The organism is Stutzerimonas stutzeri (assembly GCF_038561965.1).
GTDB lineage: Bacteria > Pseudomonadota > Gammaproteobacteria > Pseudomonadales > Pseudomonadaceae > Stutzerimonas > Stutzerimonas stutzeri_AA.
The window spans coordinates 3,549,756-3,573,239 of the sequence record NZ_CP139348.1 but is presented as its reverse complement, the minus strand read 5'-3'; the positions used below and the strand labels follow the sequence as shown (position 1 = coordinate 3,573,239).

General features: G+C 60.0%; 22 protein-coding genes. 14 read left to right on the top strand and 8 right to left on the bottom strand.

Features of this window, described 5'->3' with window-relative positions; genetic code table 11:
- Positions 1-324 precede the first annotated feature (324 nt).
- The 3 genes from purU to SM130_RS16385 are packed head-to-tail and all read left to right on the top strand — an operon-like array spanning position 325 to position 2,909.
- Positions 325-1,176: a formyltetrahydrofolate deformylase gene (purU, locus tag SM130_RS16395; RefSeq protein WP_102825000.1), complete on the top strand. Its 852-nt coding sequence runs from the start codon at positions 325-327 to the stop codon at positions 1,174-1,176.
- A gap of 15 nt (positions 1,177-1,191) precedes the next feature.
- Positions 1,192-1,431 (top strand): hypothetical protein, encoded by a 240-nt coding sequence (locus SM130_RS16390; protein ID WP_102825001.1) that lies wholly within the window; start codon positions 1,192-1,194, stop codon positions 1,429-1,431.
- Positions 1,431-2,909: a helicase HerA-like domain-containing protein gene (locus SM130_RS16385; protein ID WP_102825002.1), complete on the top strand. Its 1,479-nt coding sequence runs from the start codon at positions 1,431-1,433 to the stop codon at positions 2,907-2,909. The genes SM130_RS16390 and SM130_RS16385 overlap by 1 nt, the downstream gene beginning before the upstream one ends.
- A gap of 80 nt (positions 2,910-2,989) precedes the next feature.
- Here SM130_RS16385 and SM130_RS16380 read toward each other — a convergent pair whose 3' ends face one another.
- The 3 genes from SM130_RS16380 to yaaA all read right to left on the bottom strand — a co-directional run bounded on the left by SM130_RS16380 (position 2,990) and on the right by yaaA (position 6,538).
- On the bottom strand, positions 2,990-3,211 hold the full coding sequence (locus tag SM130_RS16380; protein ID WP_102825003.1) for a hypothetical protein: 222 nt from the start codon (positions 3,209-3,211) through the stop codon (positions 2,990-2,992).
- A 315-nt stretch (positions 3,212-3,526) separates the two neighbouring features.
- A complete protein-coding gene (locus SM130_RS16375) occupies positions 3,527-4,972 on the bottom strand; it encodes a mannose-1-phosphate guanylyltransferase/mannose-6-phosphate isomerase (protein ID WP_102825004.1) in 1,446 nt (481 codons plus the stop codon).
- A gap of 786 nt (positions 4,973-5,758) precedes the next feature.
- A complete protein-coding gene (yaaA, locus tag SM130_RS16370; RefSeq protein ID WP_102825005.1) occupies positions 5,759-6,538 on the bottom strand; it encodes a peroxide stress protein YaaA in 780 nt (259 codons plus the stop codon).
- 135 nt (positions 6,539-6,673) lie between these two features.
- Here yaaA and dmeF point away from each other — a divergent pair, with 135 nt between their 5' ends.
- The 5 genes from dmeF to moaE all read left to right on the top strand — a co-directional run bounded on the left by dmeF (position 6,674) and on the right by moaE (position 10,560).
- Positions 6,674-7,633: a CDF family Co(II)/Ni(II) efflux transporter DmeF gene (dmeF, locus tag SM130_RS16365; RefSeq protein ID WP_102825006.1), complete on the top strand. Its 960-nt coding sequence runs from the start codon at positions 6,674-6,676 to the stop codon at positions 7,631-7,633.
- A gap of 260 nt (positions 7,634-7,893) precedes the next feature.
- Positions 7,894-9,282 carry a PhoH family protein gene (locus SM130_RS16360; RefSeq protein WP_102825007.1) on the top strand — a complete coding sequence of 463 codons (1,389 nt, stop codon included), beginning with the start codon at positions 7,894-7,896 and terminating at the stop codon, positions 9,280-9,282.
- Positions 9,283-9,383: 101 nt separating this feature from the next.
- The gene (moaC, locus tag SM130_RS16355; RefSeq protein WP_102825008.1) at positions 9,384-9,854 is read left to right on the top strand and encodes a cyclic pyranopterin monophosphate synthase MoaC; all 471 of its coding nucleotides are present in this window, start codon (positions 9,384-9,386) and stop codon (positions 9,852-9,854) included.
- The gene (locus SM130_RS16350) at positions 9,851-10,099 is read left to right on the top strand and encodes a MoaD/ThiS family protein (RefSeq protein WP_102825009.1); all 249 of its coding nucleotides are present in this window, start codon (positions 9,851-9,853) and stop codon (positions 10,097-10,099) included. Before moaC ends, SM130_RS16350 begins: the two co-directional genes overlap by 4 nt.
- Before the next feature lie 2 nt (positions 10,100-10,101).
- On the top strand, positions 10,102-10,560 hold the full coding sequence (moaE, locus tag SM130_RS16345) for a molybdopterin synthase catalytic subunit MoaE (protein WP_102825010.1): 459 nt from the start codon (positions 10,102-10,104) through the stop codon (positions 10,558-10,560).
- 4 nt (positions 10,561-10,564) lie between these two features.
- Here the strand turns inward: moaE and SM130_RS16340 are convergent, their stop codons facing one another.
- The 3 genes from SM130_RS16340 to SM130_RS16330 all read right to left on the bottom strand — a co-directional run bounded on the left by SM130_RS16340 (position 10,565) and on the right by SM130_RS16330 (position 13,148).
- Complete coding sequence (locus tag SM130_RS16340; RefSeq protein WP_256044931.1) at positions 10,565-10,720, bottom strand: hypothetical protein; 156 nt, start codon at positions 10,718-10,720, stop codon at positions 10,565-10,567.
- 140 nt (positions 10,721-10,860) lie between these two features.
- Positions 10,861-12,291, bottom strand: coding sequence for an ATP-dependent RNA helicase RhlB (rhlB, locus tag SM130_RS16335; RefSeq protein WP_102825011.1), 1,431 nt, complete (start codon positions 12,289-12,291; stop codon positions 10,861-10,863).
- A gap of 200 nt (positions 12,292-12,491) precedes the next feature.
- The gene (locus SM130_RS16330) at positions 12,492-13,148 is read right to left on the bottom strand and encodes an alpha/beta hydrolase (protein ID WP_102825012.1); all 657 of its coding nucleotides are present in this window, start codon (positions 13,146-13,148) and stop codon (positions 12,492-12,494) included.
- Positions 13,149-13,488: 340 nt separating this feature from the next.
- Between SM130_RS16330 and SM130_RS16325 the strand changes: the two genes are divergently transcribed.
- The 6 genes from SM130_RS16325 (at position 13,489) to SM130_RS16300 (ending at position 22,201) form a co-directional block, all read left to right on the top strand.
- Positions 13,489-14,517, top strand: a complete 1,029-nt coding sequence (locus tag SM130_RS16325) for an amino acid ABC transporter substrate-binding protein (RefSeq protein WP_102825013.1) — start codon at positions 13,489-13,491, stop codon at positions 14,515-14,517.
- Between the two features lie 86 nt (positions 14,518-14,603).
- Positions 14,604-15,788, top strand: a complete 1,185-nt coding sequence (locus SM130_RS16320; protein WP_102825014.1) for an amino acid ABC transporter permease — start codon at positions 14,604-14,606, stop codon at positions 15,786-15,788.
- Between the two features lie 4 nt (positions 15,789-15,792).
- Positions 15,793-16,890 (top strand): amino acid ABC transporter permease, encoded by a 1,098-nt coding sequence (locus SM130_RS16315; RefSeq protein WP_102825015.1) that lies wholly within the window; start codon positions 15,793-15,795, stop codon positions 16,888-16,890.
- A 9-nt stretch (positions 16,891-16,899) separates the two neighbouring features.
- Positions 16,900-17,667: an amino acid ABC transporter ATP-binding protein gene (locus SM130_RS16310; RefSeq protein WP_102825016.1), complete on the top strand. Its 768-nt coding sequence runs from the start codon at positions 16,900-16,902 to the stop codon at positions 17,665-17,667.
- 123 nt (positions 17,668-17,790) lie between these two features.
- The gene (gene purL, locus SM130_RS16305) at positions 17,791-21,687 is read left to right on the top strand and encodes a phosphoribosylformylglycinamidine synthase (RefSeq protein ID WP_102825017.1); all 3,897 of its coding nucleotides are present in this window, start codon (positions 17,791-17,793) and stop codon (positions 21,685-21,687) included.
- Between the two features lie 196 nt (positions 21,688-21,883).
- Positions 21,884-22,201 carry a YqfO family protein gene (locus SM130_RS16300; protein ID WP_102825018.1) on the top strand — a complete coding sequence of 106 codons (318 nt, stop codon included), beginning with the start codon at positions 21,884-21,886 and terminating at the stop codon, positions 22,199-22,201.
- 57 nt (positions 22,202-22,258) lie between these two features.
- On the opposite strand, the gene SM130_RS16295 is transcribed toward SM130_RS16300, so the two are convergent.
- Positions 22,259-22,762, bottom strand: a complete 504-nt coding sequence (locus SM130_RS16295; RefSeq protein WP_102825019.1) for a L,D-transpeptidase family protein — start codon at positions 22,760-22,762, stop codon at positions 22,259-22,261.
- A 58-nt stretch (positions 22,763-22,820) separates the two neighbouring features.
- Positions 22,821-23,387, bottom strand: a complete 567-nt coding sequence (locus tag SM130_RS16290) for an NUDIX hydrolase (RefSeq protein ID WP_102825020.1) — start codon at positions 23,385-23,387, stop codon at positions 22,821-22,823.
- Positions 23,388-23,484: the final 97 nt, after the last annotated feature.

Below are 23,484 nucleotides of genomic sequence, written 5' to 3'. Positions count from 1 at the left end.
CAAGTGGCAGCAATCATAGTCCTGCCTATTGCGCAAGTAAATATAGGTTTGGTTAAAAAGCCGGACTACTTTTTGAAGGGATATTTCATCTTCGCTGTGAACCGCTAAGCCGTAAGGCTTCAGCGGTAAATAACCGCAATCCTTGTTTTATCGGACAAGTTTTTTCGATTGGTTTCTATCTATCCCACAATCGCCTTTGGTCTCGGTACTGGCGACGCTCCTGCCTTGGAGTTCGCCGTCGATGACGCGGCGTTAAACTCGATGGCTGGGCTTTTGCCTGCTGGGCTAGAATGCCGCGTTTCCTTAGAGTCGGAGTAACCTTTAATGCGTACTTTCAGGCTGGTCATTGCCTGTCCCGATGGCGTTGGCATTGTCGCCAAGGTCAGTAATTTTCTCGCCACCTACAATGGTTGGATCACTGAAGCCAATCACCATTCTGATCATCAGAGTGGCTGGTTCTTCATGCGTCATGAAATCCGCGCCGACTCGCTACCGTTCGACCTGGAGGGCTTCCGTCAGGCGTTTGCGCCGATTGCGCGCGAGTTCTCCATGGAGTGGCGCATCACCGACTCTGAGCAGCGCAAGCGCGTGGTGCTGATGGCTAGTCGTGAATCGCATTGCCTGGCCGATTTGCTGCACCGCTGGCACAGCAATGAGCTGGATTGCGATATTCCGTGCGTGATTTCCAACCATGACGACCTGCGCAGCATGGTCGAGTGGCACGGCATTCCTTACATCCATGTGCCGGTCGATCCTGCAAACAAGCAAGAAGCCTTCGCCGAAGTAACCCGCCTGGTGCGCGAGCAACGTGCCGATGTAATTGTGCTTGCTCGCTATATGCAGATTCTGCCGTCGGAATTATGCGACGAGTTTGCTCAGCGGGTGATCAATATCCATCACAGCTTTCTGCCTTCGTTCGTCGGCGCCAAGCCCTATCATCAGGCCTCGCTGCGTGGCGTGAAGCTGATCGGGGCGACCTGTCACTACGTTACCGAAGAGCTCGACGCGGGCCCGATCATCGAGCAGGACGTGGTACGAGTCAGCCATCGCGACAGCATCGAGGACATGGTCCGTCTCGGCAAAGACGTGGAGAAGATGGTGCTTTCGCGCGGTCTGCGCTATCACTTGCAAGACCGCGTGCTGGTGCATAGCAACAAGACGATGGTGTTCAACTGACAATCCGGAGTCGCCGTGACCGATCCCCTCGAGCGTGCCGTAGCCAAAGCGCCACCGATCATCGGTAGCGGTTGTACTCAGCGATACGATCCACAGGCGCTGTCGCCCGACCAGGGCGCCGAGTTCGCAGATGCCGCGGCGCTCTGGTCCCGTCTGCAGAATGAGCAGAGCCCAGCCGAATCAATTGAACATGCTCCAGCAGCAAAAGGGAGCGGGCCGTGCGGCTCAGGTGCGCCCGGCAAGGAGGCTGACTGATGACAGCGGTGATGGATCGTTTGGTGCTCGGCGCAGATACCGGTGGCGAGCCGAGTACCCATTTCCTGCGGCTGGCCAATCGACATGGGCTGATTGCCGGCGCTACGGGAACCGGCAAAACCGTTACCTTGCAGCGTCTGGCCGAGCAGTTCAGCGATGCGGGTGTTGCTGTCTTCGCCGCCGACATCAAGGGTGATCTCTGCGGGCTGGGCGCAGCCGGCACGCCACAGGGCAAAATCGCCGAGCGGATCGCCAGCATGCCCTGGCTTGACCATCAGCCACAGGCATATCCGGTCACCCTGTGGGATGTGCATGGACGCAGCGGTCATCCGCTACGCACCACCTTGAGCGAGATGGGACCGCTGCTGCTCGGAAATCTACTGCAGCTGACCGACAGCCAGCAGGCTGCGCTTTATGCCGCGTTCAAAGTGGCTGATCGAGAAGGCTTACTGTTGCTCGATCTCAAAGACCTCAAGGCGCTGTTGGCGCACCTCAAGGCCGAACCGCACGTGCTGGGTGAGGACAGCGCATTATTCACCAGTGCCTCGTCGCAAGCGTTGTTGCGGCGCTTGGCGACCCTTGAGCAGCAGGGTGTCGAAGCACTATTCGGTGAGCCGGCACTACAGCTTGAAGACTTGCTGCATCCCGCTCCTGACGGAAGGGGAGCTATCCATCTGCTTGATGCCAGTGTGCTGGTGCATGAAGCGCCGAAGGTCTATGCAACCTTTCTGCTATGGCTGCTTGCCGAGTTATTCGAGCAGCTTCCAGAGCGTGGCGACGCGGACAAACCGGTGCTTGCCCTGTTCTTCGATGAAGCACATCTGTTGTTTGGGGATACGCCCAAGGCCTTGCAAGAGCGGTTGATCCAAGTGGTGCGGTTGATTCGTTCGAAGGGGGTGGGCGTTTATTTCGTCACCCAGTCTCCTGCGGACCTGCCGGACCAAGTGCTGGCGCAGCTTGGGCTTCGCATCCAGCATGGTTTACGGGCCTATACGGTGAAAGAGCAAAAGGCGCTGCGCTCCGTGGCCGATGGATTCCGCGCCAATCCTGAGTTCGCGACGTTGGATGTGTTGACCCAGTTGGGCATTGGCGAGGCGTTGGTCGGTGGGCTTGAGGAGAAAGGCACACCAGCGGTGGTGCAACGCGTGGCGATCGCACCGCCCCAATCGCGTGTCGGGCCATTGAGCGAAGCCGAGCGTGCGGGGCTCATCGCTCGGTCCGGCCTGCGTGGTCGCTATGACAAGCCCGTCGATCGTGAGTCGGCGTACGAGATCTTGGCTGCGCGCGCTGCGCAGACCGTCGAGCAACAACCTAAAGGCATGCCTGAAAGACCTCGACGCGGTCAGAGTGCTGCCAGCGGGGACCTGGGCGATCTGGCCGGGCGCGTAGTGAAAAGTGCGTTGAGCCAGGCGGCGAGCCAGTTGGGTCGTCAATTAGCCAGAGGGCTGCTCGGATCATTGCTGGGCGGCAAGCGCTGATCCGATCGCTGGGACACGGTCATCATCTGGCTGCAGCTTTTACGTGATGACTGTGATTCCAGCTCTCTACCCGTTGGGGTTCAGGCTTGTCCTGCAGCAGCATTCTCGCAATTGGAGTGTTTCTCCTGCTCGAGTTTCTGCAGCTCTTGCTGAAATACTTGGTCGAGAACAGTGGGTTTTTTTCGCCAAGGTTTGCGCTCGGGTTCGCGTTCAGCGGCATATGTCGTGATTTCGCCACCGTAAACATTGGTAAAGCGCTGAGCCTGGCGCTCGAGTTCTGCGCGCAGTTCGTCTTTCGTCACGTAAGGATCCTATTATTTCAAGTTTGTTGTAAGGCGTGACTGCTTGGAAAGATGCCCCTCGGTTGCAGGGTCTTTCATTGCAGTAGAGGCGAGCTTATGTCGGTGAGACTCAGGGTCAACTGAAAAGGTTTAAGCAATTACATCAAAAACGGCCAATTCGAGCAGTAGTTCAAAAAAAACGTGTTGCCTAATCCACGCTTCATGAGCGCACGCCTTCGGCGTTGTGCGTGCAAGTATGCGCCCAGCGGTGTGCGGAGAGCCAGGATGATAAAAAAGAAAACCCGCCGAAGCGGGTTTCTTTAGGTTTACCAGAAGTTACCGGGCAACTTTTGCTTCGCTGCCCTGTTCTGCGCGTCCGTATACATCGTCGAACCGCTCGATGTCGTCTTCACCCAAGTAGCTGCCTGACTGAACTTCGATGATTTCCAGCGGAATTTTCCCTGGATTGGCCAAGCGGTGGACCGAGGTAATCGGAATATACGTCGATTGATTCTCGGTGAGCAGGAAGGTCTTGTCGTTGCAGGTGACCTGAGCGGTCCCGGAAACGACAATCCAATGCTCGGCACGGTGGTGGTGCATTTGCAGGGAAAGGCTGGCGCCCGGGTTCACGCAGATCCGCTTGACCTGGAAGCGACCGCCCATGTCCACCGAGTCATACCAGCCCCATGGGCGGTAGACGGCGCAGTGGTTCTTGGTTTCGCTGCGGTCCTGGGCGTCGAGCTTGCTAACCAGTTTCTTGACGTCCTGCACCTTGTCCTTGTGGGCAACCATCACGGCGTCCTTGGTTTCCACCACTACGACGTCTTCCAGGCCGAGCACGGTGACCAGCTTGCCATTGCCGTGAACCAGACAGTTACGCGAATCCTCAGCGATTACATCGCCCTTGAGTACATTGCCGTTCTCGTCTTTCTCGTGCACGTCCCAGATCGAGGACCACGAACCGACGTCGCTCCAGCCTGCGGACATTGGAACCACGCATGCCAATTGGGTCTTTTCCATCACTGCATAGTCGATGGAGTTGTCCGGGCAGCAAGCGAAGGTGGCCGGGTCGATGAGTATTTCTTCGCCATGCTTGACGCTGCGCTCGAGTGCGAGCGAGCAGGTGTCATAGATATCCGGATCGTGCTTCTTCAGCTCTTCCAGGAATACGCTGGCGCGGAACAGGAACATGCCGCTGTTCCAGAAGTAGTCGCCGGATTCCAGGTAGCTCTGCGCGCGAACTTCGTCCGGCTTTTCGACGAATTGAGCGACACGCTTGATGCCATCGGGCAAGCCGGCATTGGCGTCCTGGCTAGCTTTGATATAGCCGTAACCGGTCTCGGGACGGGTCGGCGGAACACCGAAAAGCACCATCTCGCCGTTTTCGGCAGCATTGGTTGCCAGCGCCAATGAACGCTGGAATGCTTTCTGATCTTCGATTACGTGGTCAGCTGGCAGTACCAGCAGGAGCTCGTCACGGCCTTCTTCGACCAGTTTCATCGCGGCGATGCCGATGGCTGGAGCGGTGTTGCGGCCGAACGGCTCTAGCAGAAGGCCCTGAACGCCGAGTTTGCGTGCGCCAAGCTGTTCCTTGACGATGAAACGGTGGTCCTTGTTGCACACCAGCAGCGGTTGCTGCATGCCATCAAAGGCCAGGCGCTCGACGGTTTGCTGGAACAGGGTCTGTTCCCCGGTAAGCGCAAGGAATTGCTTAGGGAACGACTTGCGGGAAAGGGGCCAAAGTCGAGAGCCGCTACCGCCTGAAAGAATAACCGGGATCATATTGCTTCTCCTGAATCGTTTCGAAGGTCGTTCTACTTGTTCGGTGACGCCAGCCAGTGGCTGCGCCTGGGTTGTTCACTGTTCTTGCTTGAGAGAGCCGCGGGTTGGCCCGAACGAACTCCGCTCTGTCCCGAAACGCGCTCGGGATTGAAATCTGTTGTAGGGGCTATCGATGAGCTGCTGCGTCATGGCCAGTCAGGCCAGACGTATCTCTGGCGAGCTGATGGTCATGGCCACCTGCGCGGGGCGTTTTTGGCCGGCCGACGGCGAAGTGAGGAGCACCATCGTCGCGAGCGGTGCGTAGCATCCGCGGCTGGTCGAAATGGGGTGGTGCATTTGCATGGCCGTAACCCTCTGTTCGTGCCTTGCTCGGCTGTTGTCGTGCCAGATGCCGCGTTGGCAGTGGTCGACGCCGTGGCCGCCGGCGGTTGTTTCAGCCGCGTGGCCACCTGAGAGTGCGCTACCGCCAAGGTCAGGTTGCGACCCGGTGCGGAGCGATTTGTGAGATTGCTTACCCAATGCACGTTCATGTGCGACGTCCCTTTCCACCTGGAATTGTCGGTACGCGCTTATGATTGCGAGCTGTGCTGGATAGTTCCCGTCTCAATAACCGTTGATCGGCGAGTTTTTGCGAACCGACTCAAGGAGCGGGAAGTGCGGCGGCGATAATCGGCTGAATCGCCTGATCAGCGATATGACACGCGCTGGACCGGGTTCAAGTAGCCGTTTTCGTAAGGAGGGTGTGGGTGGTGATGGAAGCGGCTAGTTCCATCACGTCATTGCGGATTACTGTTCGGCGGCGTCGCGCAGAAATACCAGTCGGTCGGCGTTAGAGTCGTCCGGACTGTAGCGATATCCCTCGTAATTGAACGCGGACAGCTGGTCGGGGCTGCCGATGCGTTCCTTGATTACCCAGCGCGCCATCAGGCCTCTTGCCTTCTTCGCGTAAAAAGAAATGATCTTGTACTGGCCATTCTTCATGTCTTTGAAGTCGACGTTGATTACCCGTGCGTTCAGCGCCTTGCGTTTGACGGCACTGAAGTACTCATTCGAAGCCAAGTTGAGAAGAACCTCATCGCCTTGCTCGGCAAGTGTCTCGTTCAGCCATTCGCTGATTCGCTCGCCCCAGAATGCGTACAGGTCCTTGCCGCGCAGATTTGCCAGCTTGGTGCCCATCTCCAGGCGATACGGCTGCATCAGGTCCAGTGGCCGCAACAGGCCGTAGAGCCCTGACAGCATGCGCAAGTGCTTCTGCGCAAACAGCAGGTCGCTTTCGGTGAAGTCCTCAACGCTGAGCCCGGTATAAACGTCGCCTTTGAACGCTAGTAGTGCCTGCTTGGCATTCTCCGGGGTGAACTCTTCGGCCCAGCTCCCGTAGCGTGCGACGTTGAGGGCGGCCAGCTTGTCAGATAGATGCATCAGCTCGCTGATCTGCGCTGGCGAGTAATCGCGCAACTGCTCGATGAGTAATCGCGAGTGATCGAGGTATTGGGGCTGCGTGAAACGTTCGGTTATTGGGGGCGTTTCGTAGTCGAGCGTCTTGGCTGGGGATAGCACCATCAGCATATTGGGTCTCCTTCCTGATGGCGCGATTGTAGGGATAGCGGCGGCTGGGCTCCAGCTATAGGGTTGATAGATGCTGGTTGGCCTTTTTCCATGTGGCGAGGCGCCAAACTACGCCGAGTCCAAGTAGGAGTTCGTATGTCTGGCTGTGATCATGCGCAATGGCAACCGCCCCACGACTACCGTCCGCTGGAGCGCACTTCCGAGCGGCAGACCTGGGCGGTGGTGGTCCTGACTGGCTTGACCATGCTGGCAGAGATCGTCGCGGGCTACTGGTTCAACTCCATGGCTTTGCTGGCGGACGGCTGGCATATGGCCTCGCATATGGTCGCGATAGGGCTGGCTGCGCTGGCTTATCTTTTGGCTCGGCGCTATGCAGCGGACCAGCGCTTCGCATTCGGAACCTGGAAGATCGAGGTGCTCGCCGGGTTTACCAGTGCGTTGCTATTGGTCATCGTCGCGCTGTTCATGATTGGCGAGTCGTTGTTGCGATTCTGGTCACCGGTAGCGATCAGTTTCGATGCTGCTTTGATGGTCGCCGTGATTGGCTTGCTGGTGAATCTGCTATCCGCGTGGCTACTGCGCGACCAGCACCATCATCACGGCGAGCACTCGCATGACCATCGACACCAGCACGCTTCGGGCGGCAAAGACCTGAATCGGCACGCGGCCTTCATTCATGTGCTGACTGACGCGCTGACTTCGGTGGCCGCGATCATCGCCTTGCTGGGCGGCAAATACCTTGGCTGGGGCTGGTTGGACCCGGCAATGGGCATTGTCGGGGCTCTGGTGATACTGGTCTGGGCGCGTGGTCTGCTGCGCGATACGAGCAAGGCGCTATTGGACCGGGAAATGGATGATCCGCTGGTAGATGAGGTGCGGCAGGCACTGCAACGCGTACCGGATACCGAGGTAATGGACCTGCATCTATGGAGGGTCGGGCGCGCTCAATACAGCTGCGTCTTGAGCGTGGTGACGCATCAGACGCATACGGCCGACCACTACAAAACGGTACTCGAGGCGTTCCCGCAGCTGGTGCACGTAACCGCTGAAGTGAATCGCTGCGACGAAAGCGCGCACCTTGATCTACGACAATAGCGCGCACGAAAGGCACGAGCCAAGGCCGTCTGGTCGATTTGAGAAAAAAATTAGCATTCAACGGAAAAGACTTTTGTCTGTCATAACTTTTACGGTATTACCGAGTTCAGACCGCCGAATCCTGCGACACAGGTGGCGGCTCCTGGGCAGCCCCGAATCCCCTGGCTTCCCTCGTCCGCTCTCCTGAATCGCAATGGCGGTCACTCTGCAGCGAAGCGCTTTCGGCTCTTCGTTTCTGGCCCCAGAAGAAGGTGATCGGTATGGATGACTACGGCAGACCCCGCGCAACCCAGCCCACGCTCTACGTCCTCGACACGAATGTACTGATCCACGATCCCAACGCACTGCTGAACTTCCAGGAGCATCAGGTCGCTATTCCCATGACCGTACTGGAGGAACTCGATCAGCTTAAGACCGGCAAGCACAGCGTGGCGGCCGAGTGCCGTCAGGCGATCCGACTGATAGACAGGCTGCTAGGCGACGCTACGCCGGAAGAGGTCGAACTCGGTGTGCCGATTCAGCGCGGCAAGAGCGGGCCGTCCGGCAGTCTGTCGATACTGATGAGCAAGCGCGGCGAGTCAAGTGCGTTGCCGGAAGATCTGAACGACAACAAGATCATCAATCAGGTAGTCGAGCTCAGCAAACAGCGGCCTGGGGTGCCGGTGGTGCTGGTGACCAAGGACATCAACATGCGCCTGAAGGCGCGGGCCTGCGGCGTAGCTGCAGAGGACTACCATACCGATCAGCTGATCGACGATGTGGGGCAGTTGTCGCGTGGTTATCACAGCGTTACCGGTTCCTTCTGGGATCGTGTGAGCAAAGTGGAAACCCACCAGGGTCATGGGCGCACCTGGCACCGGGTGCAGCTGACCGACAACCTGCCAGCCGTGCACATCAACGAGTTCATCATCGATGAGCAGGGGTTCGTGGGCTGGATCAAGGGCATCAAGGCCGACGAACTGCTGCTGCTAGACCTGCACCAGGAGCCGCTGCTGCATCAGGAAGCCTGGGGGCTGAGGCCGCGGGACATTCATCAGGCATTGGCGCTGTTCGCCTTGCTCGACCCGGACATCCATCTGGTCAATCTTTCCGGCGCGGCCGGCTCGGGCAAGACTATCCTGGCGCTGGCCGCTGCCATCGAACAGACGGTGGTCAGCAAGCGCTACCGGCGCATCATTGCTACCCGCAGCGTGCAGGGACTCGACGAAGACATCGGCTTCCTGCCAGGCACGGAGGCAGAAAAGATGGAGCCCTGGCTGGGTGCCATCACCGACAATCTCGAAGCGCTGCACATGGAAGACGAAAACACCCACGGCAGCATCGATTACATCCTGCAAAAGGTGCCGTTGCAGTTCAAATCGCTGAACTACATTCGTGGTCGCAGCTTCCAGCAGAGCCTGATCCTCATCGACGAATGTCAGAACCTTACGCCGCACCAGATGAAGACCATCATTACCCGTGCGGGGAATGGCTCGAAGGTGGTCTGTCTGGGCAACCTTGCACAGATCGATACGCCGTACCTGTCGGCGACCAGCTCCGGCCTTACCTACCTTACCGAGCGCTTCAAGGACTTCCCGCACGGTGTGCATATCACCCTGCAAGGCGTTCCTCGGTCGGTGCTGGCTGAATACGCAGAGGCGCACATGTAGCGGCAACCGCATGCTGGCGATGCCCGGTTGTACCTCTTACGGGGGCGGGTTCATCGCCAGCGGCTGGGGTAGACTCTTGATTTTCTAATCAGGAGCGCCAGATGCTCACTCATCTCGATTCCCAAGGCCGGGCCAGCATGGTCGATGTCACCGACAAGGCCGTCACGGCCCGTGAGGCGGTAGCCGAAGCGCGTGTTCGTATGCTGCCGCAGACCCTGCAGATGATTCAGCAGGGCGGCCATCCCAAGGGCGATGTCTTCGCAGTGGCCCGTATCGCCGGCATACAGGCGGCGAAGAAGACTTACGAACTCATCCCGCTGTGTCATCCATTGCTGCTCACCAGCATCAAGGTCGAGCTGGAAGCGGACGGCGACGACAATGTGCTGATTCGCGCAACCTGCAAGCTGGCTGGGCAGACTGGCGTAGAGATGGAGGCGTTGACCGCTGCCAGCGTCGCCGCGCTGACGATCTACGACATGTGCAAGGCGGTGGATCGCGGCATGGTCATCGAAGGCGTACGCCTGCTGGAAAAACTCGGCGGCAAGAGCGGTCATTGGCAGGTGCAAGCATGATCACTATCCAGTTTTTCGCCCGCTATCGAGAAGCGCTAGGCAGCGATAGCGAGCGCTTGCAGTGGGCTGCCTCGTTCGCGAGCGTGAATGATGTGCGCCAGCATCTTCTGGCCCGCGGCGGCGCCTGGGAAGTACTCGCCGAACAGAACCTGATGTGCGCCCGCAATCAGGAGCTTTGTGCGCTCGACGAGCCGGTATCCGATGGTGACGAAGTGGCTTTCTTTCCAACCGTGACTGGAGGCTGAGCATGGCAGTTCGTGTACAGACGGCAGCGTTCGATCCAGGCGCTGAGCTCAACGCATTGCACGCCGCCAACCTTGGTATCGGCGCGGTGGCCGGTTTCGTCGGTTACGTGCGGGATTTCAATGACGGAGAGGATGTCGCCGGGATGTTTCTCGAGCATGCGCCGGGCATGACCGAAAAGGCGCTGGAGAAGATCATCGTTGAGGCCGAGCAGCGCTGGCCGTTGTTGCGGCTCGATGTGTTACATCGCGTTGGCTCGCTGGAACCGGGCGAACCCATCGTGTTCGTCGGTGCGGCAAGTGCACACCGTGATGCAGCCTTCGATGCCTGTCGTTTCGTAATGGATTATCTCAAGACCCGGGCGCCGTTCTGGAAGAAGGAAGCAACCGCCTCTGGCCCACGTTGGGTCGAGGGCCGCACCAGCGATCAGGTAGCGGCCGAGCGTTGGAGTGGAAAAAGCTGAGCCTTCAATAGAAGGTGATGTACATCTTGAAAGCCAGCGTCGAAAACATGGTCAGTACACCCAGGCCCAGCAGGCCGACACCCCAGTCACTGTCTCGGTAGTTGAAACCTACGCAGAGCAGAATGAAGCCAATGACGATGAGCGATAGTAGCCAGTGCATGCTATCCACCGGTATCTCCTTGCGTTCGGAATCCAGCTACAACTCTAGCCGCTTTGCCTCGATTACCGGCTGATTCAGGTCATTGATGGGGAATCGAGCAGATAGTGGAGAGGATGCGGCGAATGCCGCATCCGGTGGGCTCAGCGCGATTGTGGAACCGGAGCGAGCAGTTCCGCAGGTGGCATCTCGCACTGGATCTTGCGGCCGATCAGCGTTTCGATGGGCGGCAGCGCGAAGGCATCGTCCTCGCCGGCGAAACTGATTGATGTTCCGCTGGTGCCGGCACGGCCGGTACGACCGATGCGGTGCACGTAATCGTCCGGGTCTTCCGGCAGGGTGAAGTTGATCACGTGGCTGATGGCATCGACGTGAATACCTCGACCGGCGACATCAGTCGCGACCAATACGCGGATCTTGCCTTCGCGGAAGCCTTCCAGTGTGCGGATGCGCTTGTGTTGCGGCACGTCGCCGGACATCTGTGCAGCGCTGATGCCGTCTCGGGTCAGGCGCTCTTCGATACGCCGCACTTCGTCCTTGCGGTTGGCAAAGACCATTACCCGGGTCCAGTCGTTCTGGCTGATCAGGTTGTACAGCAGCTTGTATTTGTCGCTGCCGGCCACGGCATAAACGTGCTGTTCGACGGTTTCGCTGGCCACGTTCTCCGGCTCGATCTCTACCACGGCGGGGCTGGTCGTCCACTGCTGCGCCAAGTTCATCACGTCTTCGGTGAAGGTGGCGGAGAACAGCAGCGTCTGGCGCTCGCTCTTGGGTGGCGTCTGCCGAATGATCTGGCGAACCTGCGGGATGAAGCCCATGTCGAGCATGCGGTCGGCTTCGTCCAGGACCATCACCTCGACCATGTCCAGATGCACCTCGCCGCGCTGGTTGAAGTCCAGCAGGCGGCCGGGTGTGGCAACCAGAATGTCGCAATAGCGGGACTCCAGCTGTTTGAGCTGTTTGTCGAAATCCATGCCGCCAACGAAGCTCATCACGTTCAGGTTGGTGTACTTGGTCAGATCCAGTGCGTCATTGGCGATCTGAACCACCAGTTCCCGGGTCGGAGCGATGATCAGCGCACGCGGCTCGCCCATGTAGCGGTCCTTCGGTGGCGGCGTGTCGAGCAGCTGTGTGATGGTGGAAATAAGGAAGGCTGCAGTCTTGCCGGTGCCGGTCTGCGCGCGGCCGATGGCGTCCCTGCCGGCGAGGGTGTAACCCAGCACCTGCGCCTGGATCGGGGTGCAATAGGGAAAGCCCAGATCATGGATCGCATGCATCAGCTCGGGGGCGAGTTTGAAGTCATGGAAGCGGGTCTTGCCTTCGGACGGTTCTACCGCGAAATCTTCCAGTTTCCAGGTCGGAGCAGCAGGCTTCGCTGGTTTGCTGCGCTGGCGACGCGGTTTCTCAGCTGTACGCTCAGCGGGTTGCGGCTTGGGTGGCGCAACAGGTGTCGCGGCTTGTTGCGCTGCAGGGACGCTGTGTTGTCCTTCGTGAGCTGCAGCGAGTCCGCCATCAACTATGTCTGCCCGCTCGTCCGGGGCCTTGCCAAAGATTTTCTTGAGTGCTTTGAGCACGGTCTTCTCGTCGTCGAATTAGGAAAGTGTCGCGCGCCAGTGTAATGCAAGACGCAGGTGTGGCGAAGTCTCGTCCTTGTACGGCCGTGGCGGCCACCGGCTCGGCGGCTCCTGCATGAACTGCCGGGTCCCGCGCGTTTGCTGTCTCGCCGCGAGCCGCTAGCAAACGGCCGTCAAGGGCCTGCACGCGTTTTCCATGATCAGCCCAGAAGTCCGGCTAACCACTCGCCGATGTCGCGGATTTCCTCCGGAAGTACTTCATGCCCCATCGGGTATTCGCGCCAGGTCACATCGACGCCAACGTCATGCAGCCTTTGATAGGCCGCGCGGCCCATTGCGGGTGGCACCACATCGTCGCGACTGCCATGCAGGGACAGCGTGGGATAGCGCAGAGCCGTCTCGGGCAGATCGAGATGATCGCCGAATGTCGGTGCATAGGTGGATAGCGCGATGACCCCGCCCAGCGGGCCCTGCCAGCGAAGAAATGCGGTGTGCAGCACCACTGCGCCGCCTTGCGAGAAACCGGCGAGAAATATGCGGGTTGGGTCGATGCCGCCGTCTCGCTGCGTTTCGATCAGCGTGATCACCTGCTGCGCCGAAGCCTCGAGTTGTTCACGGTCGATCGCACGGGCAGGGCTCATGGCAAGGATGTCGTACCAACTCGGCATGCTCCAGCCGCCGTTGATAGTCACTGGGCGCGTTGGCGCCTGTGGCAGAACGAAGCGCGTGCTGTGCAGGCGCTGTTGCAATGCTTCGGCGACCGGCAGGAAGTCATAGCGGTCAGCGCCCAGGCCGTGCAGCCAGATGATGCAGGCGTCTGCGGCGCCGTTGGGTTCGAGAATCAGGGGTTCGCTCATGGAGTGGCTCCAGTTGTGGGCATCTCGCCTCGAATTGGGGCGTTTAAGCACCCTGGACGAGTAAATAGCGCGAGGTTACCTGCTCCGGCCCGCTGATAGAACCCGCCAGTTAGGCCATGGATGGCGTTGCCCGGATGAGCTGGTACGCCGCTTGCTTTGGACTGTTCGGACTGAACGGAACGGCTTGCATGAGCGGGTCGAGGTAATGGCACAAACAACATTGCCGATCATCCACGGACGACTAGACTCAGGTCAGGCCGGGACCGCTTCGCTGTTGCCACATGGCATCGAACGGCCAAAGGCCCGAACCCGAGAATAAGAAAGCAAACTGGAGGTTTCGATGATTAGGGTGAAATCCACACTGGCTGTACTGGGTGCTGCGTCACTGCTGGGCATCAGCGGGCTGGCGCAGGCGGGGGCGACCCTCGATGCAGTGCAGAAGAAAGGATTCGTGCAGTGCGGCATCAGTGATGGCCTTCCGGGCTTTTCATACGCCGATGCCAAGGGGAAATACCTGGGCATCGATGTGGACGTTTGCCGCGCGGTAGCCGCGGCGGTGTTCGGTGACGCCAGCAAGGTCAAGTACAGTCCGTTGACCGCTAAGGAGCGCTTTACCGCTCTGCAATCGGGTGAAGTGGACGTGCTGTCGCGTAACACCACCTGGACCAGCTCACGCGACGCGGCCATGGGGCTGAACTTCACCGGCGTGACCTATTACGATGGGCAAGGCTTTCTGGTGAACAAGGAGCTTGGAGTCAGCAGCGCCAAGGAGCTGGACGGGGCTACCGTCTGTATCCAGGCCGGGACCACCACCGAGCTGAACCTGTCCGATTACTTCCGTGCCAACAGCCTGAAATACACGCCGATCACTTACGACACATCGGATGAAAGCGCCAAGTCTCTCGAGTCCGGTCGCTGCGATGTGCTCACCTCGGATCAGTCGCAGCTGTATGCGCAACGCATCAAATTGGCCAATCCCGAGCAGTACGTCGTACTGCCCGAAGTCATCTCCAAAGAACCCCTTGGGCCAGCAGTGCGCCAGGGTGACGAGGAGTGGTTCGATATCGTGCGCTGGAGTCTTTTCGCCATGATCAATGCCGAGGAGCTGGGCATCACCGCGGCCAACGTCGAAGAAATGGCCAAGAGCACCAAGAATCCCGACGTGGCACGCCTGCTGGGGGCCGAAGGCGAGTATGGCAAGGACCTGAAGCTGCCGAAGGACTGGGCGGTGCAAATCGTCAAGCAAGTGGGTAACTACGGGGAGATCTTCGATCGCAACGTAGGTGCTGGCAGCGAACTGAAGATCGAGCGCGGCCTCAATGCCTTGTGGAACAACGGTGGCCTGCAATACGCACCCCCAGTGCGCTGAGCCCGCGTAGCCGGCCTGGTGCCGGCTCGTTTCATGGATGAGCATGGCCGGTCCTGGTGATCGGCCATGCGGCATGAGGATTTTCGATGCGTTCGATCGCCAGAGGCACTGTGCCCCGACGTTCGCCCTTCACCGATCCACGAATACGCGCCTGGGTCTTCCAGGTGCTTGCGGTGTTGGCGGTGGTGGCGTTCGGCTGGTACCTGTTTCATAACACACAGACCAATCTTGCCCATCGCGGCATCACTTCCGGATTCGGCTTCCTTAATAATGCCGCCGGCTTCGGCATCTCTCAGCACCTGATCGACTACAGCGAGAGCGACACCTACGGTCGTGTCTTCTGGGTTGGCTTGCTCAACACACTGCTGGTCAGCGTGATCGGGATTTTTCTCGCGACCGTCATGGGTTTCATCCTTGGTGTGGGGCGACTCTCGAGCAACTGGCTGATCCGCCAGCTGGCCACGCTCTATATCGAGATATTCCGCAACATCCCGCCGTTGCTGCTGATCTTCTTCGTCTATTTCGCGGTCATCAGTCCCTTGCCGGGGCCGCGTAACAGCCTGAGCCTGTGGGATGCGGTTTTCATCAACAACCGCGGCGTGCAAATGCCGGCGCCCAGCGCGGCCGATGGTTTTTGGGCGTTCTGGCTAGCGCTGTTCGTGGCGCTGGTGGCGGTGGTCATGCTCAACCGTTGGGCGCGTGCCCGGCGACATGCCACCGGGCGGATGTTTCCGGTGTTCTGGACCAGCCTTGGGCTGTTTCTCGCCATTCCCTGGCTGATCACCTTCGTTGCAGGTGCGCCTTTCACCTGGGAAGTGCCAGAGCTGCAGCGCTTCAACATTCGTGGTGGTTGGGTGGTGATCCCCGAACTGGTATCGATCGTGGTGGCGCTGTCGGTGTACACCGCGGCGTTCATCGGCGAGACCGTTCGCTCGGGCATCCAGTCGGTCAGCCATGGCCAGACTGAAGCCGCGGCCTCACTTGGTTTGCGCCCGACACAGGTGTTACGGCTGGTGATCGTGCCGCAAGCATTGCGGGTGATCGTGCCTCCGCTGACCAGCCAGTACCTCAATCTGGCAAAAAACTCGTCTCTCGCAGCCGCCATCGGCTATCCGGATATGGTGTCGCTGTTCGCCGGCACTGTGCTCAATCAGACCGGGCAGGCCATCGAAACCATGGCCATCACCATGAGTGTCTACCTGGCCATCAGCATCAGCATTTCGCTGCTGATGAACTGGTACAACAAGCGCATTGCGCTAATCGAGCGGTGAGCGCATGACCATTCATACTTTCAAGCCCGACCTGCCACCACCGACGATCAGCATCGGTGCGCTCGGCTGGCTGCGGGCCAATCTGTTTTCCAGTTTGAGCAATACGCTGCTGACCCTGGTGGGGTTATACCTGCTCTGGCTGATCGTGCCGCCGGTCCTCGAGTGGGCGATTTTCAAGGCGGACTGGACCGGTGAAACCCGTGCAGACTGCAGTCGTGAAGGGGCCTGCTGGGTATTCGTGCAGACCCGTTTCGGCCAGTTCATGTACGGCTTCTACCCCACGGAGTTGCGCTGGCGCGTCGATGCGGCAGCCTGGCTAGCGATCATCGGCGCGGCGCCGCTGTTTCTGCGGCAGATGCCGCACAAGTTGCGCTATGGCCTGGGCTATCTGCTGGCCTACCCGCTGCTGGCCTATTGGTTGCTGCATGGCGGGTTCCTTGGGTTGCAAACGGTGCCGACCAGTCAGTGGGGCGGGCTGATGCTGACGGTGGTCATCGCTGCCGTCGGCATCGCCGGAGCATTGCCGCTAGGCATTTTGCTGGCGCTGGGACGGCGCTCGGACATGCCGGCGATTCGGGTGCTGTGCGTGACCTTCATCGAGTTCTGGCGCGGCGTTCCGTTGATTACCGTGCTGTTCATGTCCTCGGTGATGTTGCCGTTGTTCCTGCCCGAGGGCATGAACCTCGACAAACTGCTACGGGCGATGTTGATGGTTGTCTTCTTCGAGGCTGCCTACATCGCCGAAGTGGTACGTGGCGGTCTGCAGGCTATTCCCAAGGGTCAATATGAGGCTGCGGCAGCGATGGGACTTGGCTACTGGCGCAGCACGCTGCTGGTGATTTTGCCGCAGGCGCTGAAGCTGGTAATCCCTGGCATCGTCAATACCTTCATTGCGCTGTTCAAGGACACCAGCCTGGTGATCATCATCGGCCTGTTCGACTTCCTCAACAGCATCAAGCGCGCCACCTCGGACCCCGCCTGGTTGGGCATGTCCACCGAGGGTTATGTGTTCGCTGCGCTGGTGTACTGGATGTTCTGTTTCGGCATGTCCCGCTACTCGATGCGCCTGGAGCGCAAGCTGGACACAGGCCACAAGCATTAGGAGTGATATATGAGCAATTCGAACGTGCAGGCCGAACAGAGCACCGAGCCGGTCATCCGCATGCAGGGCGTGCACAAGTGGTTCGGCCAGTTTCATGTGCTCAAGGACATCAACCTGAGCGTGCGTCAGGGCGAGCGCATCGTGTTGTGCGGGCCTTCCGGCTCCGGCAAGTCGACCACCATTCGCTGCCTGAATCGCCTGGAGGAGCATCAGCAAGGGCGCATCGTCATCAACGGCGTGGAGTTGACCAGCGACCTCAAGCAGATCGAAGCGATCCGCAGCGAGGTTGGCATGGTGTTTCAGCACTTCAACCTGTTTCCGCATCTGACCGTGCTGCAGAACTGCACGCTCGCGCCCATGTGGGTGCGCAAGTTGCCACGCCGGCAGGCCGAGGAAATCGCCATGCATTATCTGGAGCGCGTGCGTATTCCGGAGCAGGCCAACAAGTTTCCCGGCCAGCTCTCCGGCGGTCAGCAGCAGCGCGTGGCAATCGCCCGTGCGCTGTGCATGAAGCCGAAGATCATGTTGTTCGACGAGCCGACCTCGGCACTCGATCCGGAGATGGTCAAGGAAGTGCTGGATACCATGGTCGGCCTCGCCGAAAGCGGCATGACCATGCTCTGCGTGACTCATGAGATGGGCTTCGCCCGCACCGTGGCAGATCGGGTGATTTTCATGGACAAGGGCGAGATCGTCGAGCAGGCCGAGCCAGAGGTGTTCTTCACCAGTCCGGTCAACGACAGGACCAAGCTGTTCCTCAGCCAGATCCTGCACTGACGCACCCGGCAGGCACGCCGTCGGAGTCGACGGCGTCTGGCTGTGTTCAGCCCTTAGCCTCGGCCGCCGTCATGGGCTAGAATACGCGCCCCGACTGCTCCCCCCTCCGAGGCTGTTCCGACGATGTTGATCCTGCGCGGTGCTCCCGCTCTTTCCGCCTTCCGTCACGGTAAGCTCCTGGCACAACTGACCGAAAAGGTCCCCGCGGTCAGCGGGTTGTATGCCGAGTTTGCCCATTTCGCCGAGGTTTCCGGCACGCTTGGCGCGGATGAGCAGAACGTACTGACCCGCCTGCTGAAGTACGGCCCCAGTGTGCCGGTGCAGGAACCTGCCGGTCGGCTGTTCCTGGTGGTGCCTCGCTTCGGCACCATTTCGCCGTGGTCGAGCAAGGCCAGCGATATTGCCCACAACTGCGGCCTGGAAAAGGTCCAGCGACTGGAGCGGGGCATCGCCTACTACGTGCAGGGCGAGCTATCCGATAGCGATGCGCAGCTGATCGCCGTTGCGCTGCACGATCGCATGACCCAGCTGGTGCTGGCTCGCTTCGAGGAAGCGGCCAATCTGTTCAGTCACGCCGAGCCCAAGCCGCTGACTGCGGTGGACATCCTCGGTGGCGGCCGCGCCGCGCTGGAAAAGGCCAATACCGAGCTGGGCCTGGCCTTGGCCGAAGACGAAATTGATTATCTGGTCAGCGCCTTCCAGGGTCTCGAGCGCAATCCGCACGACATCGAACTGATGATGTTCGCTCAGGCCAACTCTGAGCACTGCCGTCACAAGATTTTCAATGCCAGCTGGGACATCGACGGCGAAAGCCAGGAAAAGTCGCTGTTCGGCATGATCAAGAATACCTACCAGCTGCACAGCGAAAATGTGCTGTCTGCTTATAAGGACAATGCGTCGGTCATCGTCGGCCACACCGCAGGGCGTTTCTTCCCCCATCCTGAAACCCGCCAGTACGGCGCGGTGCAGGAGCCGGTGCATATCCTGATGAAGGTTGAAACGCATAACCACCCGACCGCAATTTCGCCGTTCTCGGGTGCTTCCACCGGTTCCGGTGGCGAGATTCGCGACGAGGGCGCCACCGGTCGTGGCGCCAAGCCAAAGGCCGGTCTGACCGGCTTCACCGTTTCCAACCTGAACATTCCGGGCTTCGAACAGCCGTGGGAGCAGGCTTACGGCAAGCCGGAGCGCATCGTCACGCCGCTGGATATCATGATTGAAGGCCCGCTGGGCGGCGCCGCGTTCAACAACGAATTCGGCCGTCCGGCGCTGACCGGCTACTTCCGTACCTTCGAGCAGTCGATCAGCACGCCGCACGGCGACGAAGTGCGCGGCTACCACAAACCGATCATGCTCGCCGGTGGTTTGGGCAATATCCGTGAAGACCATGTGCAGAAAGCCGAGATCACCGTCGGCGCCAAGCTGATCGTGCTCGGCGGCCCGGCCATGCTGATCGGTCTGGGCGGCGGCGCCGCGTCGTCGGTCGCTACCGGTGCCAGCTCGGCGGACCTGGATTTCGCCTCGGTACAGCGCGAAAACCCGGAAATGGAGCGCCGCTGCCAGGAAGTCATCGACCGCTGCTGGCAGTTGGGCGACCAGAACCCCATCGCCTTCATCCATGACGTCGGCGCCGGTGGCATCTCCAATGCCTTCCCGGAACTGGTCAACGACGGTGGTCGCGGTGGCCGTTTCGAACTGCGCAACGTGCCCAACGACGAGCCGGGTATGGCCCCGCACGAGATCTGGAGCAACGAGTCTCAGGAGCGTTACGTACTGGCCGTCAGCGCCGTCGATTTCGAGCGTTTCCAGGCCATCTGCGAACGTGAGCGCTGCCCGTTCGCGGTCGTCGGCGAGGCCACTGAAGAGCCGCAACTGACCGTCACCGATAGCCATTTCGGCAACACTCCGGTCGATATGCCGCTGGAGGTGTTGCTCGGCAAGCCACCGCGCATGCACCGCAGCGCCAACCGTGAAGCGGAGCTGGGCGATGACTTCGATGCGGCCGCGGTCGACCTAACCGAAGCAGCCACCCGCGTGTTGCGTCATCCTGCCGTCGCCAGCAAGAGCTTCCTGATCACCATCGGCGACCGCAGCATCACCGGCCAGGTGGCGCGCGATCAGATGGTCGGTCCGTGGCAGGTGCCGGTAGCTGACTGCGCCGTCACGGCTACCAGCTACGACGTTTACACCGGCGAAGCCATGGCGATGGGCGAGCGTACGCCGCTGGCGCTGCTCGATGCCCCGGCATCGGGCCGCATGGCTATTGGCGAAACGCTGACCAACCTGGCAGCGGCGCGTATCGAGAAGATCTCCGACATCAAGCTGTCCGCCAACTGGATGGCTGCTGCTGGGCATCCAGGCGAAGATGCGCGGTTGTATGACACGGTCCGCGCCGTCGGCATGGAGCTATGTCCACAGCTGGGCCTGACCATTCCGGTGGGCAAGGACTCGATGTCGATGAAGACTCGCTGGGACGAGGAGGGTGCTGAGAAAAGCGTTACCTCGCCCATGTCGCTGGTCGTCTCCGGCTTTGCCCCGGTTACCGATATCCGCCAGACCCTGACGCCCCAGCTGCGCCTGGACAAGGGTGCAACTGATCTGATCCTGATTGATCTCGGCCGTGGTCAGAACCGCATGGGCGCTTCGATCCTCGCTCAGGTATACGGCCAGCTCGGTCGCCAGGCACCTGACGTCGACGATGCCGAAGACCTGCAGGCGTTCTTCGCCGTGGTCCAGGGGCTCAATGCCGATGGCTTGCTACTGGCCTACCACGACCGTTCCGACGGAGGCCTGCTGACCACCGTGCTGGAAATGGCGTTTGCCGGTCACTGTGGTCTGAATCTGAATCTCGATGGCCTGCTGGAAAGTGCTGCAGACGTCGCGCCGATGCTCTTCAACGAAGAGCTGGGCGCGGTGATCCAGGTGCGTCAGGACGACACCGAGATCGTTTTGGCACAGTTCAGCGCGGCCGGGCTCGGTGACTGCGTCGCTGTCATCGGTCAGCCGGTCAACAACGGTCATGTGTCGATCAAACATGGCGAAGCCGAAGTGTTCAGTGGTGATCGCCGTCTGCTGCAGCGGCAATGGGCCGAAACCAGCTATCAGATCCAGCGCCTGCGTGATAACGCCGAGTGTGCCGATCAGGAGTTCGATGCGCTGCTGGAAGAGGACAACCCGGGCCTCAGCGCCAAGCTCAGCTTCGATGTGAACGAAGACATCGCAGCGCCTTACATCAAGCGTGGCGCTCGTCCGCAGATCGCGGTGCTGCGCGAGCAGGGCGTCAACGGTCAGGTGGAGATGGCGGCGGCGTTCGATCGTGCCGGTTTCGCTGCGGTCGACGTGCATATGAGCGACATTCTGTCCGGTCGTATCAGTCTCGATGAGTTCAAAGGACTGGTCGCCTGTGGCGGGTTCTCCTACGGTGACGTGCTCGGCGCCGGTGAAGGCTGGGCCAAGTCGATTCTGTTCAACGCACGTGCGCGGGATGGCTTCCAAGCTTTCTTCGAGCGCAAGGACAGCTTCGCTCTAGGTGTGTGCAACGGCTGCCAGATGATGAGCAACCTGCACGAGCTGATCCCCGGCACCGAGAACTGGCCGCACTTCGTGCGCAATCGCTCGGAGCAGTTCGAAGCGCGGGTGGCGATGGTTCAGGTGCAGGATTCCCCGTCGATCCTCCTGCAGGGCATGGCCGGCTCACGCCTGCCGATCGCCATCGCCCATGGCGAAGGGCATGCGGAGTTCGAGAGCGAGGAGGCCCTGCTGCAGTCGGACCTTTCCGGCACCATAGCGCTGCGTTTCGTGGATAACCACGGCAAGGTCACCGAGCGTTACCCGGCCAACCCGAACGGCTCGCCACGCGGTATCACCGGTCTTAGCAGTCGCGACGGCCGCGTGACCATCATGATGCCGCACCCGGAGCGGGTGTTCCGCGCTGTGACCAACTCTTGGCGCCCTGACGAGTGGCAGGAAGACGGTGGCTGGATGCGTATGTTCCGCAACGCGCGAGTCTGGGTAGACTGACCCGTTCGCTGATGCCACCCAAAAGCCCGCCGATAGCACATCGGCGGGCTTTTTCATTTGTGACGAAGGTCTATGAACCGGCAGCGTAAAGCGTCGTCTGAGCTATGACGCGACGCACCATTCGGTGCTTGCTGGGGTGGCAGAATGCCACTTCGTCCGACCAGTTCAGGTCGGGTTCATTTGGGTGGAGAGGTCGATGTACAAGCTGTGTTTCTATGTTCCAGACAGTCATCTGGAAGCGGTCAAGAAAGCAGTGTTTGCGGCTGGCGCAGGGCGCATTGGCGCTTACGACAGTTGCTGCTGGCAGGTGCTGGGCCAGGGGCAGTATCGCCCGCTGGAAGGCAGTCAGCCTTTTATAGGCCAGGCTGGTCAGCTGCAGCACGTGCCTGAGTGGAAGGTTGAAATGGTGGTTGCTGACGAGCTTATCCATGACAGTGTCAAGGCAATGAAAACGGCTCACCCTTACGAGACGCCCGCCTTCGATGTCTGGCGCTTGTCGGACATGCAGTTCTGACGGCTGAATGGAGCGCCCCGCTGCCGATTCAGTGAAGGCGCTTCGAACGTATCGCTACTACGGGCGAATCTCGATCAGCGTACCGTCTTTCACCAGCGCCCAGATCTCTCGCATGTCGTGGTTGCTTAGCGCGATACAACCTTCTGTCCAGTCGAGCGTGTGAAAGAACCACTCCGGATACTCCTCATCCAATGGCGTGCCGTGGAGCATGATCATGCCTCCGGGCGGCACGCCCTCCTGTTGTGCCTGGGCCAGGTCTCGGGCGTTGGGATAGGAGATGTGCATGGATAGGTTGTATTTGTCGCTGGTTTTGCGCCAGTCGATCCAATAGAAGCCTTCGGGGGTGCGCTTGTCGCCTTCGCGCAACTTCGCGCCGTTGGGTTGTTTGCCCAGCGAAACGCGATAGCTTTTGAGCGTCTGTCCCGCGCTGACCAGATGGAGCTTTCGCTCGGACTTGACCACCAGAACCTTGTCGATGGTTGGGCTGCCCAGGCTGGGCGTCGCATTGGCGTGGGACAACGCGGTAAACGTGAGGCAGAGCAGAGCGAACAGCCAACGCATCGAGGCATTCCTGGCAGACTTCATCAGACCTGTTTGTGCCAGCGGACCGACAGACGAATCAGTCTGTTCCGGCCTTGTACTGCTGACGGTTTCGATAGCCGGTCACGGCTTCATTGCGCACCGGGAAGGTCTGCTGCACCCGGTCGGCGAAGAAGCATTCTAGGGTACGGCCGATGGTGGGAAAAGCCAGCTCGGACCAAGGGATGTCCTGCTGCTCAAAGAGCTTCACTTCCAGGCTCTCATCCCCGGCACAGAAGTCCAGATCGACCAGCTGGGCGCGGAAAAACATGTAGACCTGATTGATGTGCGGCAGATCGAAAAGAGTATAGAGCTGCAAGTCGCGAACCCTGGCGCAGGCTTCCTCGTACGTCTCGCGCTCGGCGGCCTGTTGCAGGGTCTCGCCGTTCTCCATGAAGCCCGCCGGCAATGTCCAGTAGCCCCGGCGAGGTTCGATCGCGCGCCGGCAGAGCAATACCCGGTCATCCCAGACGGGAACGCATCCGGCGACGATTCTCGGATTCTGATAATGCACGGTGTGGCAGTTGTCGCAGACGAAGCGTGGACGATTGTCACCGTCCGGAATGCGGACCAGCACTGGGTCGCCGCACTGGTTGCAATATTTCATAGCGCCTTCCTAGTTGATTCAGGCAGATATTGGTGCGTCCACGCCTACTTCGGCAAGGATGGTGCAGGTTCGCTCCGGCGCTCGGTTCTCTGTGACA